This window comes from Rhizobium sp. 18065 (genome assembly GCF_902706095.1).
GTDB lineage: Bacteria > Pseudomonadota > Alphaproteobacteria > Rhizobiales > Rhizobiaceae > Allorhizobium.
On sequence record NZ_CACSJP010000001.1, the window covers coordinates 751,168 to 765,841 of the forward strand.

Consider the following 14,674-nt stretch of genomic DNA (forward strand, 5'->3'; position numbering starts at 1 on the left):
CTCCTCAGACGTTCAGGAGAAGGAATTCGCGTTCCCACGGGCTGATCACCTGCATGAAGGTCTCGAACTCGCCGCGCTTGACCCCGGCATAAAGGCCGATGAACTCGGCGCTCAGGACTTCGGCCAGCGCATCGTCCGATTCCAGCTGCGACACGGCTTCCAGCAGGCCGCGCGGCAGATCGACGGAACCCTCGTTGGCGGTACCTTCGGAGGCTGCCGTCGGTTCGACCTCCTTCAGGATGCCGAGCAGGCCGCAGCCGAGCGAGGCGGCGAGCGCCAGATAGGGATTGCAGTCGGAGCCGGGCAGGCGGTTTTCGATGCGGCGGGCAGCGGCATCGGACACCGGCACGCGGAAGGCCGTTGTGCGGTTGTCATAGCCCCAGGCATTGTTGACCGGTGCCGACATGTCGGGCGTCAGGCGGCGATAGGAGTTCACATAAGGCGCCATCATCACCAGCGCCTTGGGCACGAAGCTCTGCATGCCGCCGATGAAGTGGAAGAATTCCTTCGACGGCGATCCGTCCGGATTGGAAAAGACGTTCTTGCCGGTCTCGATATCGACCACCGACTGATGGATATGCATCGCCGATCCAGCCTGTCCCTGCATCGGCTTGGCCATGAAGGTCGCGTAGATGCCGTGTTTGAGGGCGGCTTCGCGGATCGTGCGCTTGAACAGGAAGACCTGGTCGGCAAGCTCGATCGGATCGCCGTGGCGCAGGTTGATTTCGAGCTGTGCCGGACCCTCTTCATGGATCAGCGTGTCGATCTCCAGGCCCTGCTTTTCCGAGAAGTGATAGATGTCATCGATCAGTTCGTCGAATTCGTTGATGCCGGCGATGGAATAGCCCTGGCCGCTGACGATAGCGCGACCTGAGCGGCCCTTTGGCGGATGCAGCGGATAGTCCGGGTCGTCATTGGTGGCAACGAGGTAGAATTCGATTTCCGGTGCCACGACCGGCTTCCAGCCGCGATCCGAATACATGCGCACCACGTTTTTCAGCACGTTGCGTGGCGTATAGGGCACGTCCTCGCCAGTCGAGCCGACGATGTCGCAGATCACCTGCGCCGTCGGATCGGTCTCCCACGGAACGACGGACAGCGTCGAAAGGTCGGGAACCAGCTTCAGATCGCTGTCGCGCGGCTCGTAGCGGAAATTGCCCGTTTCCTCTGGATATTCACCGGAAATCGTATGGCGATAGAGTGCCGACGGCAGCGCCAGAGACGTGTTGGAGGTGAACTTCGACGACGGCATCATCTTGCCGCGCGGCACGCCGGCAAGATCGGGCGTGATGCATTCGATATCCTCGATGCCGCGCGCCCGCAGCCAGCCGGCTGCTTCTTTCCAGCTGCTGACGCCACGCATCGATCTGGGGTCCGGGGGGATGCTCGCCTTTTTCTTTGCCGCGCCTTGGGGTCTCAGCATTGTCTTTTTAGGAGGCATGTCTCACCGGGTTCGGATTGTTGATGCAACCATCATAACCAGACTTTGCCAATTGGCGAGGGGGGACCGTTGACTTTGACGGCCCGATCGAAAAGACAGGCGGTGAACGCGGATCGGGAGCCGGATATGGCCAAGCAGTATGATGTCGCCATCCTTGGCGCAGGCGCGGCCGGCATGATGGCCGCGATGACGGCGGGCCGGCGCGGCCGTTCGGTTGTCATCCTCGACCACGCAAAGGCGCCGGGCGAAAAGATCCGCATCTCTGGCGGCGGCCGCTGCAACTTCACCAATATTCATGCCGGTCCGAAGAACTATCTGTCGGACAATCCGCATTTCGCCAAGTCGGCGCTGGCCCGCTATACCCCGCATGATTTCATCGCCATGGTCGATCGCCACAAGATCGCCTGGCACGAGAAGACGCTCGGCCAGTTGTTCTGCGATGACAGCGCCAAGGATATCATCCGCATGCTGCTCGAAGAGATGCGGGCCGCCCATGTCGACCTGAAGCTTTCGACCACGATCGATACCGTCGAACATGGCATCGATGGTTTTCGCCTGCCGACCTCGGAAGGCACGATCATCGCCAGGTCGCTGGTTGTCGCCTGTGGCGGCAAGTCGATCCCGAAAATGGGTGCGACCGGATTTGCCTATCGCATCGCCGAGCAGTTCGGCCTGACCGTTACCGAGACAAGGCCGGCCCTGGTGCCGTTGACGCTGGAGCCGAACCTGCTCGCCGATCTGGCCGAACTCGCCGGCGTGGCTGTCGACGCCGATATCCGTCATGGCAAGACGAGTTTCCGCGAAGCGATGCTGTTCACCCATCGAGGTCTCTCGGGGCCGGCGATCCTGCAGATCTCCAGCTACTGGCGCGAAGGCGACGAGATCATCTTGTCGCTGGAGCCGGATGTCGCGGTGCTTGAAGGCCTGAAACAGGCGAGGCGCGAAAACGGTCGGCAAGCGGTCCAGACCGTGCTTGCCCAGCACCTGCCCAAGCGCCTGGCTCAGTATATTGCCGACAGTTTGAAGCTCGACAGGCCGCTGGCCGACCAGTCCGACAAGGCGCTGGCATCCGTCGAGCAGCATCTGCGCCGCTGGGTGATCAAGCCTGCCGGCTCGGAAGGCTATCGTACGGCGGAAGTCACCCTCGGCGGTGTCGATACCCGCCATCTGGATAGCCGCACGATGATGGCCAGGGACGTGCCGGGCCTCTATTTCATCGGCGAATGTGTGGATGTCACCGGCTGGCTGGGCGGCTATAATTTCCAGTGGGCCTGGGCATCCGGTTATGCGGCGGGCGAAAGCCTCTGAAGTTGCAAAATCGGCGGGCTGGCGGCGCCAAACTCTTTTGCATAACGATCCACGCAAGCTTCACCTGATAATTCAGCACTTGTTAACATGCCTCCGCCATCCTGAAGGAATGCCGGAGCGGTGACCATCAGGGATCCGTGACATGAGGTCGGGCCGGCAAGCCCGAAAAGGCATGCTTCCTGTCGAGTGGCCCACTATGAGGACAGCGCTGATGAACAGACATGATCGCAAACCCCGCGCCATTGCCATTGCCCGCACGCGTGACACCGACCGCGACCGGCTGCTCCATATCGCCATTCTCAGCGCTTACGCGGCAAGCGCCCTGGCAGCGCTGGCCATCTGCCTGATACACTGATCAGGTCCAGGGCAAGATGAACGGCCAGCCGGCAAGCAAAAGCCCGGCTGCTATGCTCGCCGGATACAAACTCCTTTGCAACGATGTGACAAGCGCAAGCTCTGTCGTGCAGGCAATCCCGCGCTCGCGTCGGCTGTCGCTTGGTCGCGGCATGGATCTGTGAACCTCTGATGAAGCGGTCCCGTTCTCTCACTTAACTTCGTCTTGATACTTTTGTTGCACGCTTTTCCTCGGAGACTTGCCGAAAAATCGCTGCGCACTGTTTCAGGTTGCGCGACGATGGATTGCAGGCAGGGAGGAAGTCGGCGCGCAAGCGTCGCAATTGCTTGGAGGAAGCAAGTTGATCGATCGTATTTTGTCGCGTTTTTCGATATCGACCAAGGTCATGGCCTTCGTCCTGCCGTTCGTGTTGTCGATCACGGCCGTCGGGCTGATGGGCCTTTATGCCTCCGGCATGTTGCAGCAGCGCATGGAAATCTCCAACGGCACCATGCGGTCGCTCAATGGCTTCCGCAATGTCAACGCAACGATGGCCCGCTTTCTCAGCGAAACGTCGGAGGAAACGCGCGCGGCTGTTCTTGCCGAACTGTCTGCCCAGCAGGGCACACTTCAGGTCAATGTCACTGAAATCGGTGCGGACGGCGTGGGTCGCAATTTCCTCGATGAAGCGATTGCCGGCACCGGCGCTATCAACCAGAAGATCGACAGCCTGTGGCAATTGCATCAGGCCGAAGTGCAACTCGCGTCCGGCATCAACGAACACCTGAAAGGCTTGATGGCCCAGCAGATTCGCGTCTCCGACGAGGCGCAGAAATTGCAGCGCGCCGTGGTCTCGGGCGAAAACGATGCGAAGAGCGCCCTGCGCGAAGCCGATCGCCTGACCGCCGCTGCCAATTTCATGGCCACGCTCGCCAGGGACTATTTCGCCGCCGGCCTGCCCGAAGCGCAGTTCCCGGTTCTGCAGAAGGCGCTGCCCGAACTGGTCAAGACCCAGCGCAAGATTGCAACCGCCCTGCCGCCGCAGCACAAGGATCTGGGTAAGACCCTGCAGGCAACCATTGCCGAATTGAAGGAAAAGCTGGCCGCCGGCGATACGAGCCTGGAGGCCGGCCGCGCCATCGGGCCGGTCATGGCAAAATTCCGTGGCTATGAAACCATCCTGCGCGCCAGTGCGATGGAAAAGAACGCGCTCGCCGTCAGCCGCTTTGCCGCCGTCGAAACCAGCGCCGTGCAGGCCGCCGACGTCCTGTCGGGCAGCCGCATGCTGATCGCCGATGTCTATGACCTGCGCCTGATCACAGCAGGCTTCCTGATGGCCAAGGATGACAAGGCGCGCGATCCGCTGCTGCGCCAGATCAAGCTGGTCAGCGACAATCTCGCCGTGCTCGGCGGCAGCATCGCCGACAAGGCATTTTACGAGAGCCTTGTCGCTGCAATCACCCCGCACCTCGCAGGCCTGACAGCTGATAGCGAGACGCTGGTCAAATCCAGCGCCGACCGCATTGCAAGCTATGCCGAAGCCAGCAGGACCATGGATACGATCTGGGCTTCGCTGACAGCCTTTGCCGACCTTCAGAAGGATGTGGCGGGCACGGAAACCCAGGAAGCCAACCGTCTTTCGATCTCCACCATGGTGGCCGGCGTTATTGTCGCCATCATTGGCGGCTTTGCGCTTGTGCTCACCTTGCAGCGACCGATCGCCCGCATCACCGCAACCATGCAGCGTCTTGCAGAAGGCGACCTGGAAGCCGGTATTATTGGCGACAAGCGCGGCGACGAAATCGGCGCCATGGCCCGCGCGCTCGGTGTCTTCAAGATCAATGCCCATACCAAGATCGAGATGGAGGCGGAACGCCAGCGCGAGCAGCAGGAGGCCGAAGCCGAGCGCCGCCGCAATGACGCCGACAAGCGGGCACTGGATGCCGAGATCGACCACGCCGTGACGAAGCTCGCCCAAGCGCTGGAACGCCTTGCCAATGGCGATATTTCCTTCGAGATCGAGGGCCGCTTTCATGGGCGCCTCGAAACGCTGCGTACCGATTTCAACCTGTCGCTTGCCCGACTGCGCGACACCATGCGCCAGATTGCCGGCAATGTGGACATGATCCAGAACAACGGCCGCCAGATGGCGCAGTCCGCCGTCGACCTCGCCCGCCGCACCGAACAGCAGGCGGCATCGCTCGAAGAGACGGCGGCCGCCGTCGACGAGATCACCGTTGCCGTAAGGTCTGCGTCGGAACGCGCCGAGCGCGTCAATGGCGTGGTGCGCGACGCCAAGAAGAATGCCGATGAATCCGCCGTGGTTGTCGGCAGCGCGATTTCGGCCATGGGCCGGATCGAGGAGGCCTCGGGCCAGATTTCCAGCATCATCGGCGTGATCGACGAGATCGCCTTCCAGACCAACCTGCTGGCGCTCAATGCCGGTGTCGAAGCTGCCCGTGCCGGAGAGGCCGGCAAGGGCTTTGCCGTCGTTGCTCAGGAGGTTCGTGAACTGGCCCAGCGCTCGGCAGGTGCCGCCAAGGAGATCAAGGGCCTGATCAATCGCTCGGCCCAGGAAGTCGCAAGCGGCGCGACCCATGTGCAGCAGACCGGCGAGGTCCTGTCGCGCATCGGCAGCCAGATTTCCGCCATCAGCGAACATGTCGAGAAGATCGCCGAAACCAGCCGTGAACAGTCCGGCGCGCTGCAGGAGGTCAATGGCGCGGTGTCGCGCATGGACCAGATGACCCAGCAGAATGCCGCCATGGTCGAGGAAGCGACAGCCGCGACCCAGGACCTGTCGGGTCAGACCGATGCGCTCCGCGATCTGCTGCAGCAGTTTCGTATCGAGGCCGAGCGAGCCGGGGCATCAAGAGCGGCGTAAGGCGCAAAAGGATCATGAACGTATCCTGGGCGCCACTGCGGCCGGTACTTCTCCCATGGGGAAAGCCGGCTGCAGGCGCCAACGCACGCGGAGAGGCGCAGAGAGGTAATGTGCCGGATTGTATTCATCGCTAATGCAAGCAGAAGGCGATCAGGCAGTTGGCAAAAACTAAAAGTTGACAATGCCGGTACGCTTGCCTATATCGGGCCTGTCGATATTTTGCTTGCTGAGCTTTGGTTACCGCGCTTTTTCCAATCGCGCCCTGAACGAACCTTCATTTCAAAATTCGCTACCACCATCCGCAGCGCTTCGGCACTGTGGTTATTCAATACTGCTATGAAAGGGTTCATCATGATCACCGGCACAGTAAAATGGTTTAACTCCACCAAGGGCTTCGGCTTCATCCAGCCTGACAATGGCGACGCTGACGCGTTCGTTCATATCTCTGCCGTCGAGCGCGCCGGAATGCGCGAAATCGTCGAAGGCCAGAAGATCGGCTTCGACCTCGAGCGCGACAAGAAGTCGGGCAAGATGTCTGCTTGCAACCTGCAGGCTGTATAATCGGAAACTGCTTTCCTTTGACCGCGGATGTACCGGCACTGTCGAAAGCAAGTTTACCCAGGGAGGTCAGGCTGATTGCCTGGCCTTTTTTTGTTGCAATCCATCGGATCGCCGTTAGGCCTATCTTGATTGCTGGCTGGCAAGACCGTGCCAAAACATCGGGATGAGCTATGAATGATGCGAAGACTGTGACTGGTTCGAACACTCCATCATCGCTGGAGCCGCTGGGCTGGTCTGATTTTTTCAGCCTGCAGGTGACGCCGGACGAAATGGAATTGGCGCCCCGGCGCATTTCTTCCGTTCATCGTGCACGCCTTGAGGCGATCAATGCCCATGGCCCGGTGGAGCTTGAGATCGGATCGAACGTCAACACGGCAGACTTCGCCGTGGGCGACTGGGTTCTGGCTGATCCCTTCACGCAGATGCTGGTCCGCCGCCTCGACCGCCGGACGGTTCTGCAGCGGCGCACCGAACTCAAGCACGGCCAGCAACTGGCCGCTGCCAATGTCGACACGCTGTTCATCGCCACCTCCTGCAACGCCGATTTCAATCCGGCACGGTTGGAGCGTTATCTGATCATGGCCCATCAGGCGGGAACTGTGCCGGTGATCGTGCTGACCAAGGCCGACACGGTCGCCGATGCGGACAGCTATGCGCAACAGGCAAGAGCCTTGCAGCGCGATCTGTCGGTCGTTGTCCTCAATGCCAAATCGGCAGATGCGATTGCAGCGTTGAAGCCCTGGTGCGGCGCAGGCCAGACGGTTGCGCTGGTCGGTTCTTCCGGCGTTGGCAAATCGACACTGGTCAACACGCTGGCCGGATCCGACAGTCTGCAGAAGACCGGTGGCATCCGCGAATATGATGCGCAAGGCAGGCACACCACGACGGCGCGCTCGCTGCATGCCATCGCCGGCGGTGGCTGGGTAGTCGATACACCTGGCATCCGTACCCTTTACGTCAGCGATATTTCCGACGGCCTCGAAGCCCTGTTCGGCGACATCACCGATCTGGCGGAGGCGTGCCGCTTTCGCGACTGCACCCATGTCCACGAGCCGGGCTGCGCCGTGCAGGCGGCGGTCAAGGCCGACACGCTCGATGCGGACCGTCTGGAGCGCTGGCGCGGACTGCTGGAGGAAAGCCGCAGCCGCACACCGGTGCAGACAGGACCGCGCGGAAACAAGAGTGTGCGCAAGAACAAATACTGACGACACTAGGCAATCGGTGCCTTCGTTGAAGGCGCCACGGGATGGACGAACCATGCGGGCGGACATGCAGACGCGGCCGTCCAGACCTCATCCTTGAAAAGACGCAGCCTCTTCCCACATAGAGAACACGTCGAGGCGGCCGCCTGCGCAGACATCGCAGGCAGATTGGGCCGGCCCGTTCCTCACAATTCTACACGACTTCAACTGGCTTCGGCGTCCCGCCAAAGCCCGCACGAATGGAGACTTTCATGTCCGATAAAAACACAAGCGCTGAAGCAAAGCCCTACGAGCCGATCGCCTTTGCCAAGAAGCATCGTATCTCGGTCGAGGATGCCAAGGTGATCATCGAAAAGCACGGCGCCGATCGCAAGTCGGCCGACAAGGAAGGCCGGCGCGTCAGCGTCTGACCCGAGTAACCGTCTCCGCGCCAGCCTTTCCGGCGCGGAGACGATCCAGGCTATAACGTGAGCGGTTGGTGACCAATGATGCCGGCAGCCTCACTCGGCCGGTTGCCCGTCACGGCACCAGCAACATTCTGCGGACGGTAATTCGTCGGTCTGTTCCGGCCTCTTGGCGGTCCACGTCCTCCGCAAGCGCCCCCACCAGCTTTCCCGGTATGCCCGGTAGAATTCCTCTTCGCGCAGGCGCGGGTTTCCGGCGTACCGCTCCCGCATCATCTCGAATGCCATCGCCGCATAGATCTCCACCATGACGGATCTCCTCTTTTTCAATCCATCACCCCATCTATTCGACAAATTTAGCTCCATAAACATGAGATAATGCGCTATGCGTTTCATCTATGAAAAACATAGCGTGGGATTCCTATCAGCTCTTTCTCCAGGTCGCGCGTTTGGGTGGCCTGACGGGCGCGGCTTCCGCCAGCGGCTTGAGCCCCGCCACCATCGGCCGTCGCATGCTGGTGCTGGAGGAGGATCTGGGCCGACCGCTGTTTCACCGCAGCCAGACCGGCTACACGCTGACCGGCGACGGCAAGGCCTTGCTCGATCATCTGGGTGAACTGGAATCCGCCTCGCGCAAGGTCGATATCTGGCGACGCGGCACAGCGTCCGATGCCCTGGTACGGATCGCCGTCGGCACCTGGAACGGCTGGCTGCTTGCAGAAAACTTCCCGGCCATTCGCCAGGAACGCGATGCCTTTCGCATCGATCTCTTCATCGCCGAACAGCGCGCAAGCCTCGCCCATCGGGAAAGCGACATCGGCATGCGCGCCTTCGAGCCGGAAGAACTCAACCTGGCCACCTCGCTGGTCGGGGAGGTCGCCTATGCGCCTTTCCGGGCCCGCAACACCGTCGATGCCGGACCGGAGCGCTGGCTGGCCGTTGATCGGGAAAACGCCATTTCCGCCTATCTGCGCTGGCCGCATGAGCATCTGCCGGGACGGATCATCGCCACGGTCAACAGACCGCGCTCGCTGCGAGATCTGGCGCTGGCGGGTGCAGGCATCGCCGTGCTTCCCTGCTTTGTCGGCGATCTGGAGCCCAGGCTGCAAAGGGCAGGCGAGGAGATCGTTGAATTGCGGCACCGTCAGTGGATCGTGATGAACAACGACGACCGCCATCGCCCAGAGATCCGCACGGTGGTCGACCGCATGAAGACTCTGTTCAAGGCGCATCGGGAGCTATTCGACGGGACGAGGTCTCGGCGCGGCAGCTGATGGGATCGCCACGACTTGGTCCTGGCTGAGTGGTGGGCCGACATTGTAGATGTGATGGGCGAGGCTCAGGGAATCGAACATGGGCGTCTGCACCTGGTGGAGCGCGACGCCGGCATTGAAAAAGCCTTCAATCTCCAGAGCCGGCTGGAAAACAAGCAGCATACGGGCCTGATCCGTTAGGTTGCGAAAGGTGTGAGGCACCATGCGCGGCCCGAAGAGTGAATCGCCGGGGGAAGCCCTCAGCAACCGGTCACCGAGCTGAAACAGGAATTCGCCTTCGAGTACCATGAACCACTCGTCCTGCAGTTCGTGGTAGTGCAACGGTGGACCGCCGGCCCGGTCTCGAAATGTGTCGATGATGCACAGGTTGCCCTGGGTATCACGCGCTGACACCTTGCAGTCGAAGCGGCCATTGAGAAATCGCACCGGCGTCTCGAACCGGTCGCGGCCGAAGCCAACCATCATGCCGTGTTGATCCTGCATATCCATCGTCTCAGCTCCGCGGCGAGAGGGCGCTACATGCAACAGGCGTAGAATAACGCGTAAGCATTTCGCCGTCAAAGCGGGTTTGTTGTGCCAGCCCTAACCAAAAAGCCCGCACAACGACCGTCGCTCCTCCCCCGAGGCGATCCTTGTGCGGGCAGCCGTTCCGGAGGTCAGGGCCGGACGGTATTGTGGAGTTCGGATCAGGCGGCGTGGGCGCCCTGGGTCACGATGACCGGGATCAGCAGGTCGCCCCAGTTGCCGTCGCCACCATGGTGGCGGGCGGAGCGGACCAGTTCGACGGACACGCCGGCATCGACGGCCTTCATGATCGAATGGTTCAGGCGGTGCAGGTCATTGGCCAGCATGCGGATCATCGCCTGCTGATCGGTGCTCATGGCCGATGACTGTTCTTCTGCGCGTTCTTTGACTCGGGTCTGCGGGGTCATGGTATTCCTCCTCTTGTATTTGGGGTTGTTGAATGTTGGCATGTTCGGTCTAGAAGCCCCTCCCAAATTCTCCCCACAAAGGGGTGGGAGGGGTCTTTCCTTATTCCGCCGCCGGGCGGAACTGATCGTGTTCGGTGGATTCGCCCATCGCCGTTGTCGAGGACTGGCCGCCGGAAATCGCCAGCGATACGGCATCGAAATAGCCGGTGCCGACTTCGCGCTGGTGCTTGGTCGCGGTGTACCCGTTGACCTCGGCGGCAAACTCCGCCTGCTGCAGCTCCGAATAGGCCGACATCTGGCGATCCTTGTAGCCGCGCGCCAGTTCGAACATCCCGTAGTTCAGCTGGTGGAAGCCGGCCAGCGTGATGAACTGGAACTTGTAGCCCATCGCGCCGAGTTCCTTCTGGTACTTGGCGATCGTCGCGTCATCGAGGTTCTTCTTCCAGTTGAACGATGGCGAGCAATTGTAGGCGAGCTTCTTGCCCGGATGCACCTTGTGCACCGCCTCGGCAAACCTGCGGGCCTGCTCGAGATCCGGCTTGGATGTCTCCATCCAGATCATGTCGCAATGCGGTGCATAGGCGATCGCGCGGGCAATGCACGGCTCGATGCCGTTCTTCACCTGGTAGAAGCCTTCCGCCGTGCGACCGGCATCGTAGTCGACGAAGGGCCGGTCGCGCTCGTCGATATCGGAGGTCAAAAGCTTTGCCGCTTCAGCATCGGTGCGGGCGATGATCAGCGTCGGCGTGCCCATGACGTCGGCGGCCAGACGCGCCGCAGACAGGTTGCGAATATGCGCCTGCGTCGGGATCAGCACCTTGCCGCCGAGATGGCCGCATTTCTTTTCCGAAGCCAGCTGGTCTTCATAGTGAACGCCGGCAGCGCCCGCCTCGATGAACGCCTTCATGATCTCGAAGGAGTTGAGCGGTCCGCCGAAGCCGGCCTCCGCGTCGGCAACGATCGGTGCAAACCAGGTTTCGACCGAAAGGCCATTGCCTTCCTGGGTTTCGATCTGGTCGGCGCGCTGCAGCGTCTTGTTGATCCGCTTGGCCAGCTCCGGTGCGGCATTGGCCGGATAGAGCGACTGGTCCGGATACATCGACGAAGCGGTATTGGCATCGGCCGCAACCTGCCAGCCGGAGAGATAGATCGCCTTCAGGCCGGCCCGGACCATCTGCATCGCCTGGTTGCCGGAAAGCGCGCCGAGCGCGTTGACGAAATCCTCCTCGTGGATCAGCTTCCACAACCGGTTGGCACCCATTTCCGCGAGCGAATGCTTGATCTCGACCGAGCCGCGCAGACGCTTGACGTCTTCGGCGGTGTAGCTGCGCTGGATGCCGTCATAACGGCCCTTCGGTGCGTTCGGAACGAGATTGTAAAAATCAGTCATTGTCGTCTCCCTTTCATTCCTCGATGCGAACTCGTCGTCAATTTTGCTCGCCTTTGATGTGACTAGATTTACATCGCGCCGCACAAGTCGGCTAGAAAAAACATGAAATCAACGTGTTGAAAGAGGTTAGGCTGTCTTGTCTTTGACAGGGCTGCGGTGTAAATTTGTAAATACTGTAAATTTGAAACGGGAACGGATGTTGTCGGAATTTGTAAAGGGGCGGATGAATGGCTGAGAACAAGATCTTTGCCGGCCCGCGTGTCCGGCGCATTCGCAACGGTCTGGGCCTGACCCAGACGGCCATGGCAGAGGCGCTGGAAATCTCGCCCTCCTATCTCAATCTGATCGAGCGCAACCAGCGTCCGCTGACGGTCCAGCTGCTGCTGAAACTGGCATCGGTCTACAAGGTCGATCTCGACGAGCTGCAGGGCGAGGCGGGCGGCACGGCGAGCCAATTGCGCGAGGTCTTCGCCGATCCGCTTCTGTCTGGCGAACTGCCGGGCAATCAGGAACTGATCGAGATTGCCGAAGTCGCACCCAATGCGGCAAACGGTATCGTCAAGCTTTACCGCGCCTATCGCGAGCAGGCCGCGCGCCTGACCGATCTCGCCGACCTTCTGGCCCGCGAAGGTCATGAGACATCCTTGTCGGGTGCCAGACTGCCGATCGACGAAGTGCGCGAGGTGATCGAGCGGCGCGCCAATTTCCACGCCCGCATCGAGGATGCCGCCGAGGCCTTCCACGCGGCCCTCGGATTGGTCGCTGGCGATGATCTTGCGGTCGCACTGAAATCCTGGCTGAGAAACAAGCACGGCATCGTCGTGCGGGCCCTGCCGGTGCAGACCATGCCGTCCTTGCGCCGGCGCTACGACCGCCATTCCATGCGTCTGTTTCTGTCCGAGCGGCTGTCCGCCTTCGACCAGTTGCGCGAAGTGGCGATGGAAGTCTGTCTGCTGGCGTTGAATGACGAGATCCAGGCGGCGCTGGAGGATCTGGCCCTGACCTCCGGCGAGGCCAAGCGGCTCGGGCGGTTCGAGCTGGCGCGATATGCCGCCCATGCGTTGATGATGCCTTACGGTGCCTTCCTGGCGGCGGCCCAGCGCGCCCGCTATGATGTCGATGTGCTGCGCGCCCGCTTCAATGTCTCGTTCGAACAGGCGGCCAATCGCCTGACCATGCTGCAGCGACCGGGTGCGCAGGGTGTGCCGTTTTTCATTCTGGAAGTGGACAATGCCGGCAATCGCTTCCGCCGCAGCGGCGCGCAAGGTTTTCCTCAGGCAAAATTCGGCGGCCTGTGTCCCAAGCTCAACATCCATGTCGCCTTCGCCCAGCCGTCCCAGCTTCTTGTCGACCATGTCCAGATGCCGGATGGCGCCGGTTTTCTGACGGTCTCGCGCACGCTGGAGGGCCCCCAGGCGGGGTTCGGTGAACGGGTGAGACGCACGGCATTGCTGATCGGTTGCGACATCGCGCAGGGCGACGAGGTGGTTTATGCGGATGCTGTCCGTTCACCGGTGGTTGCACCTGTTCCGATCGGCACGGCCTGTCGGCTGTGCGAGCGTTCGGGCTGTCTGTCGCGGGCCGAGCCACCTTTGACGCGCCCGCTCGGGCTCGATGAAATGGTCACTGGCTTGAGCGCCTTCGATTTCCAGTAATTCCGGGCAGGCCCAATATTGCCTTAGCAACTGCGAAGAATTTCGCTTGTCGCCCGTCCAATTCCTTTCTAGTCTCTTAAAAAAACAACGGGAATGGCATGGGGGACCATCGGTCTCCAGGCTGGAACAGGAGAAAAAATGAAGGCTCATTTCATTCGTACAGCGTCGGTGGCCCTCGCGACGATCTTCATCGCATCGGCTGTCCAGGCGCAGGAGCGCGTCGTCCACGTCTACAACTGGTCGGATTATATCGATGAGTCCGTCCTCGAGGAATTTACCAAGGAAACCGGCATCAAGGTCGTCTACGACGTCTTCGATTCGAACGAATTGCTGGAGACCAAGCTGCTGGCCGGCGGCTCAGGCTACGATGTCGTCGTGCCGACCGGTCCGTTCCTGGCTCGCCAGATCACCGCCGGTGTTTTCCAGAAGCTCGACAAGTCCAAGCTGCCGAACCTCGCCAACATGTGGCCGGATATTTCTGCGCGTCTGGCCAAGTACGATCCCGGCAACGAATATGCCGTCAACTACATGTGGGGAACGACCGGCATCGGCTTCAACACGGCCAAGATCAAGGAAGCGCTTGGCGCCGACTTCAAGATCGACAGCTGGGATGCGATCTTCAAGCCGGAAAACGCTGAAAAGCTGAAGGCCTGCGGCATCAACATCCTCGATGCCTCGGACGAGACTTTCGCGATTTCGATGAACTACATCGGCAAGGACCCGGACAGCAAGGCGACCGCCGACCTCGAAGCCGGTGGCGCAGTCTATTCTCAGATTCGCCCCTTCGTGAAGACCTTCAACTCCTCGTCCTATATCGATGACCTCGCCAATGGCGACATTTGCGTCACGATCGGCTGGTCTGGCGACATCCTGCAAGCCAAGGCGCGCGCGGAAGAAGCCAAGAACGGCGTCGAGATCGAATATGTGATTCCGAAGGAAGGCACATACATGTGGTTCGACAACCTGGCGATCCCGGCGGATTCCAACAATGTCGCCGAAGCACATGAATTCATCAATTATCTGATGAAGCCGGACGTGATTGCCAAGGCGTCGAACTATGTTCAGTACGCCAATGGCAACCTCGCCTCGCAGGCCCTGCTCGACGAGGCGGTGATCAAGAATCCGTCCGTCTACCCGACCGAAGAGACCGTCAAGAAGCTCTTCACGATTTCGCCTTACGGGCCGAAGGAGCAGCGGGTGCTCAACCGGGTCTGGACCCAGATCAAGACCGGCAGCTAACGGTCAGAAACACCAGCCGGGCGCCTCAATCGCCCGGCTTTTTCTTGTGG

General features: G+C 60.9%; 14 protein-coding genes. 9 read left to right on the plus strand and 5 right to left on the minus strand.

Features of this window, described 5'->3' with window-relative positions:
* Positions 1–4: 4 nt before the first annotated feature.
* A complete protein-coding gene (locus tag GVK95_RS03575; protein ID WP_159946608.1) occupies positions 5–1,441 on the minus strand; it encodes a glutamine synthetase family protein in 1,437 nt (478 codons plus the stop codon).
* A 126-nt stretch (positions 1,442–1,567) separates the two neighbouring features.
* Between GVK95_RS03575 and GVK95_RS03580 the strand changes: the two genes are divergently transcribed.
* From GVK95_RS03580 to GVK95_RS25010, 6 genes are all read left to right on the plus strand, one after another.
* Positions 1,568–2,749 (plus strand): NAD(P)/FAD-dependent oxidoreductase, encoded by a 1,182-nt coding sequence (locus GVK95_RS03580; protein ID WP_159946610.1) that lies wholly within the window; start codon positions 1,568–1,570, stop codon positions 2,747–2,749.
* A gap of 211 nt (positions 2,750–2,960) precedes the next feature.
* Positions 2,961–3,104 carry a hypothetical protein gene (locus tag GVK95_RS03585; RefSeq protein ID WP_159946612.1) on the plus strand — a complete coding sequence of 48 codons (144 nt, stop codon included), beginning with the start codon at positions 2,961–2,963 and terminating at the stop codon, positions 3,102–3,104.
* Between the two features lie 385 nt (positions 3,105–3,489).
* Entirely contained in the window at positions 3,490–5,967 is a 2,478-nt protein-coding gene (locus GVK95_RS03590) for a HAMP domain-containing methyl-accepting chemotaxis protein (RefSeq protein ID WP_200844218.1), read from the plus strand.
* A gap of 351 nt (positions 5,968–6,318) precedes the next feature.
* On the plus strand, positions 6,319–6,528 hold the full coding sequence (locus GVK95_RS03595; RefSeq protein WP_007597196.1) for a cold-shock protein: 210 nt from the start codon (positions 6,319–6,321) through the stop codon (positions 6,526–6,528).
* 170 nt (positions 6,529–6,698) lie between these two features.
* Complete coding sequence (gene rsgA / locus GVK95_RS03600; RefSeq protein ID WP_159946616.1) at positions 6,699–7,733, plus strand: ribosome small subunit-dependent GTPase A; 1,035 nt, start codon at positions 6,699–6,701, stop codon at positions 7,731–7,733.
* Between the two features lie 248 nt (positions 7,734–7,981).
* Positions 7,982–8,140, plus strand: a complete 159-nt coding sequence (locus GVK95_RS25010; RefSeq protein ID WP_200844194.1) for a hypothetical protein — start codon at positions 7,982–7,984, stop codon at positions 8,138–8,140.
* A 90-nt stretch (positions 8,141–8,230) separates the two neighbouring features.
* Here the strand turns inward: GVK95_RS25010 and GVK95_RS03605 are convergent, their stop codons facing one another.
* Complete coding sequence (locus tag GVK95_RS03605; RefSeq protein ID WP_159946618.1) at positions 8,231–8,443, minus strand: hypothetical protein; 213 nt, start codon at positions 8,441–8,443, stop codon at positions 8,231–8,233.
* A gap of 89 nt (positions 8,444–8,532) precedes the next feature.
* On the opposite strand from GVK95_RS03605, the gene GVK95_RS03610 reads away from it, so the two are divergent.
* Positions 8,533–9,408, plus strand: a complete 876-nt coding sequence (locus GVK95_RS03610; protein ID WP_159946620.1) for a LysR family transcriptional regulator — start codon at positions 8,533–8,535, stop codon at positions 9,406–9,408.
* On the opposite strand, the gene GVK95_RS03615 is transcribed toward GVK95_RS03610, so the two are convergent.
* The 3 genes from GVK95_RS03615 to aceA form a co-directional block, all read right to left on the minus strand.
* Positions 9,373–9,897, minus strand: a complete 525-nt coding sequence (locus tag GVK95_RS03615) for a cupin domain-containing protein (RefSeq protein ID WP_159946622.1) — start codon at positions 9,895–9,897, stop codon at positions 9,373–9,375. The two genes, GVK95_RS03610 and GVK95_RS03615, sit on opposite strands and share 36 nt — an antisense overlap.
* A gap of 197 nt (positions 9,898–10,094) precedes the next feature.
* Positions 10,095–10,340 (minus strand): hypothetical protein, encoded by a 246-nt coding sequence (locus GVK95_RS03620; RefSeq protein ID WP_007597203.1) that lies wholly within the window; start codon positions 10,338–10,340, stop codon positions 10,095–10,097.
* A gap of 100 nt (positions 10,341–10,440) precedes the next feature.
* The gene (aceA, locus tag GVK95_RS03625) at positions 10,441–11,730 is read right to left on the minus strand and encodes an isocitrate lyase (RefSeq protein ID WP_159946624.1); all 1,290 of its coding nucleotides are present in this window, start codon (positions 11,728–11,730) and stop codon (positions 10,441–10,443) included.
* Between the two features lie 227 nt (positions 11,731–11,957).
* Between aceA and GVK95_RS03630 the strand changes: the two genes are divergently transcribed.
* Complete coding sequence (locus GVK95_RS03630; RefSeq protein ID WP_159946626.1) at positions 11,958–13,385, plus strand: XRE family transcriptional regulator; 1,428 nt, start codon at positions 11,958–11,960, stop codon at positions 13,383–13,385.
* A gap of 138 nt (positions 13,386–13,523) precedes the next feature.
* Positions 13,524–14,624: a polyamine ABC transporter substrate-binding protein gene (locus GVK95_RS03635; protein WP_159946628.1), complete on the plus strand. Its 1,101-nt coding sequence runs from the start codon at positions 13,524–13,526 to the stop codon at positions 14,622–14,624.
* Positions 14,625–14,674: the final 50 nt, after the last annotated feature.

Excerpts from the sequence above, each read along its gene's own strand:
- GVK95_RS03615 (WP_159946622.1), bottom strand. The coding sequence starts at position 9,897 with ATGGATATGCAGGATCAACACGGCATGATGGTTGGCTTCGGCCGCGAC.
- GVK95_RS03595 (WP_007597196.1), top strand. The coding sequence starts at position 6,319 with ATGATCACCGGCACAGTAAAATGGTTTAACTCCACCAAGGGCTTCGGC.
- GVK95_RS03620 (WP_007597203.1), bottom strand. The coding sequence starts at position 10,340 with ATGACCCCGCAGACCCGAGTCAAAGAACGCGCAGAAGAACAGTCATCG.
- GVK95_RS03610 (WP_159946620.1), top strand. The coding sequence starts at position 8,533 with ATGAAAAACATAGCGTGGGATTCCTATCAGCTCTTTCTCCAGGTCGCG.
- aceA (WP_159946624.1), bottom strand. The coding sequence starts at position 11,730 with ATGACTGATTTTTACAATCTCGTTCCGAACGCACCGAAGGGCCGTTAT.
- GVK95_RS03635 (WP_159946628.1), top strand. The coding sequence starts at position 13,524 with ATGAAGGCTCATTTCATTCGTACAGCGTCGGTGGCCCTCGCGACGATC.
- GVK95_RS03605 (WP_159946618.1), bottom strand. The coding sequence starts at position 8,443 with ATGGTGGAGATCTATGCGGCGATGGCATTCGAGATGATGCGGGAGCGG.
- GVK95_RS03575 (WP_159946608.1), bottom strand. The coding sequence starts at position 1,441 with ATGCCTCCTAAAAAGACAATGCTGAGACCCCAAGGCGCGGCAAAGAAA.
- GVK95_RS25010 (WP_200844194.1), top strand. The coding sequence starts at position 7,982 with ATGTCCGATAAAAACACAAGCGCTGAAGCAAAGCCCTACGAGCCGATC.
- GVK95_RS03585 (WP_159946612.1), top strand. The coding sequence starts at position 2,961 with ATGAACAGACATGATCGCAAACCCCGCGCCATTGCCATTGCCCGCACG.
- GVK95_RS03580 (WP_159946610.1), top strand. The coding sequence starts at position 1,568 with ATGGCCAAGCAGTATGATGTCGCCATCCTTGGCGCAGGCGCGGCCGGC.
- GVK95_RS03630 (WP_159946626.1), top strand. The coding sequence starts at position 11,958 with ATGGCTGAGAACAAGATCTTTGCCGGCCCGCGTGTCCGGCGCATTCGC.
- GVK95_RS03590 (WP_200844218.1), top strand. The coding sequence starts at position 3,490 with ATGGCCTTCGTCCTGCCGTTCGTGTTGTCGATCACGGCCGTCGGGCTG.
- rsgA (WP_159946616.1), top strand. The coding sequence starts at position 6,699 with ATGAATGATGCGAAGACTGTGACTGGTTCGAACACTCCATCATCGCTG.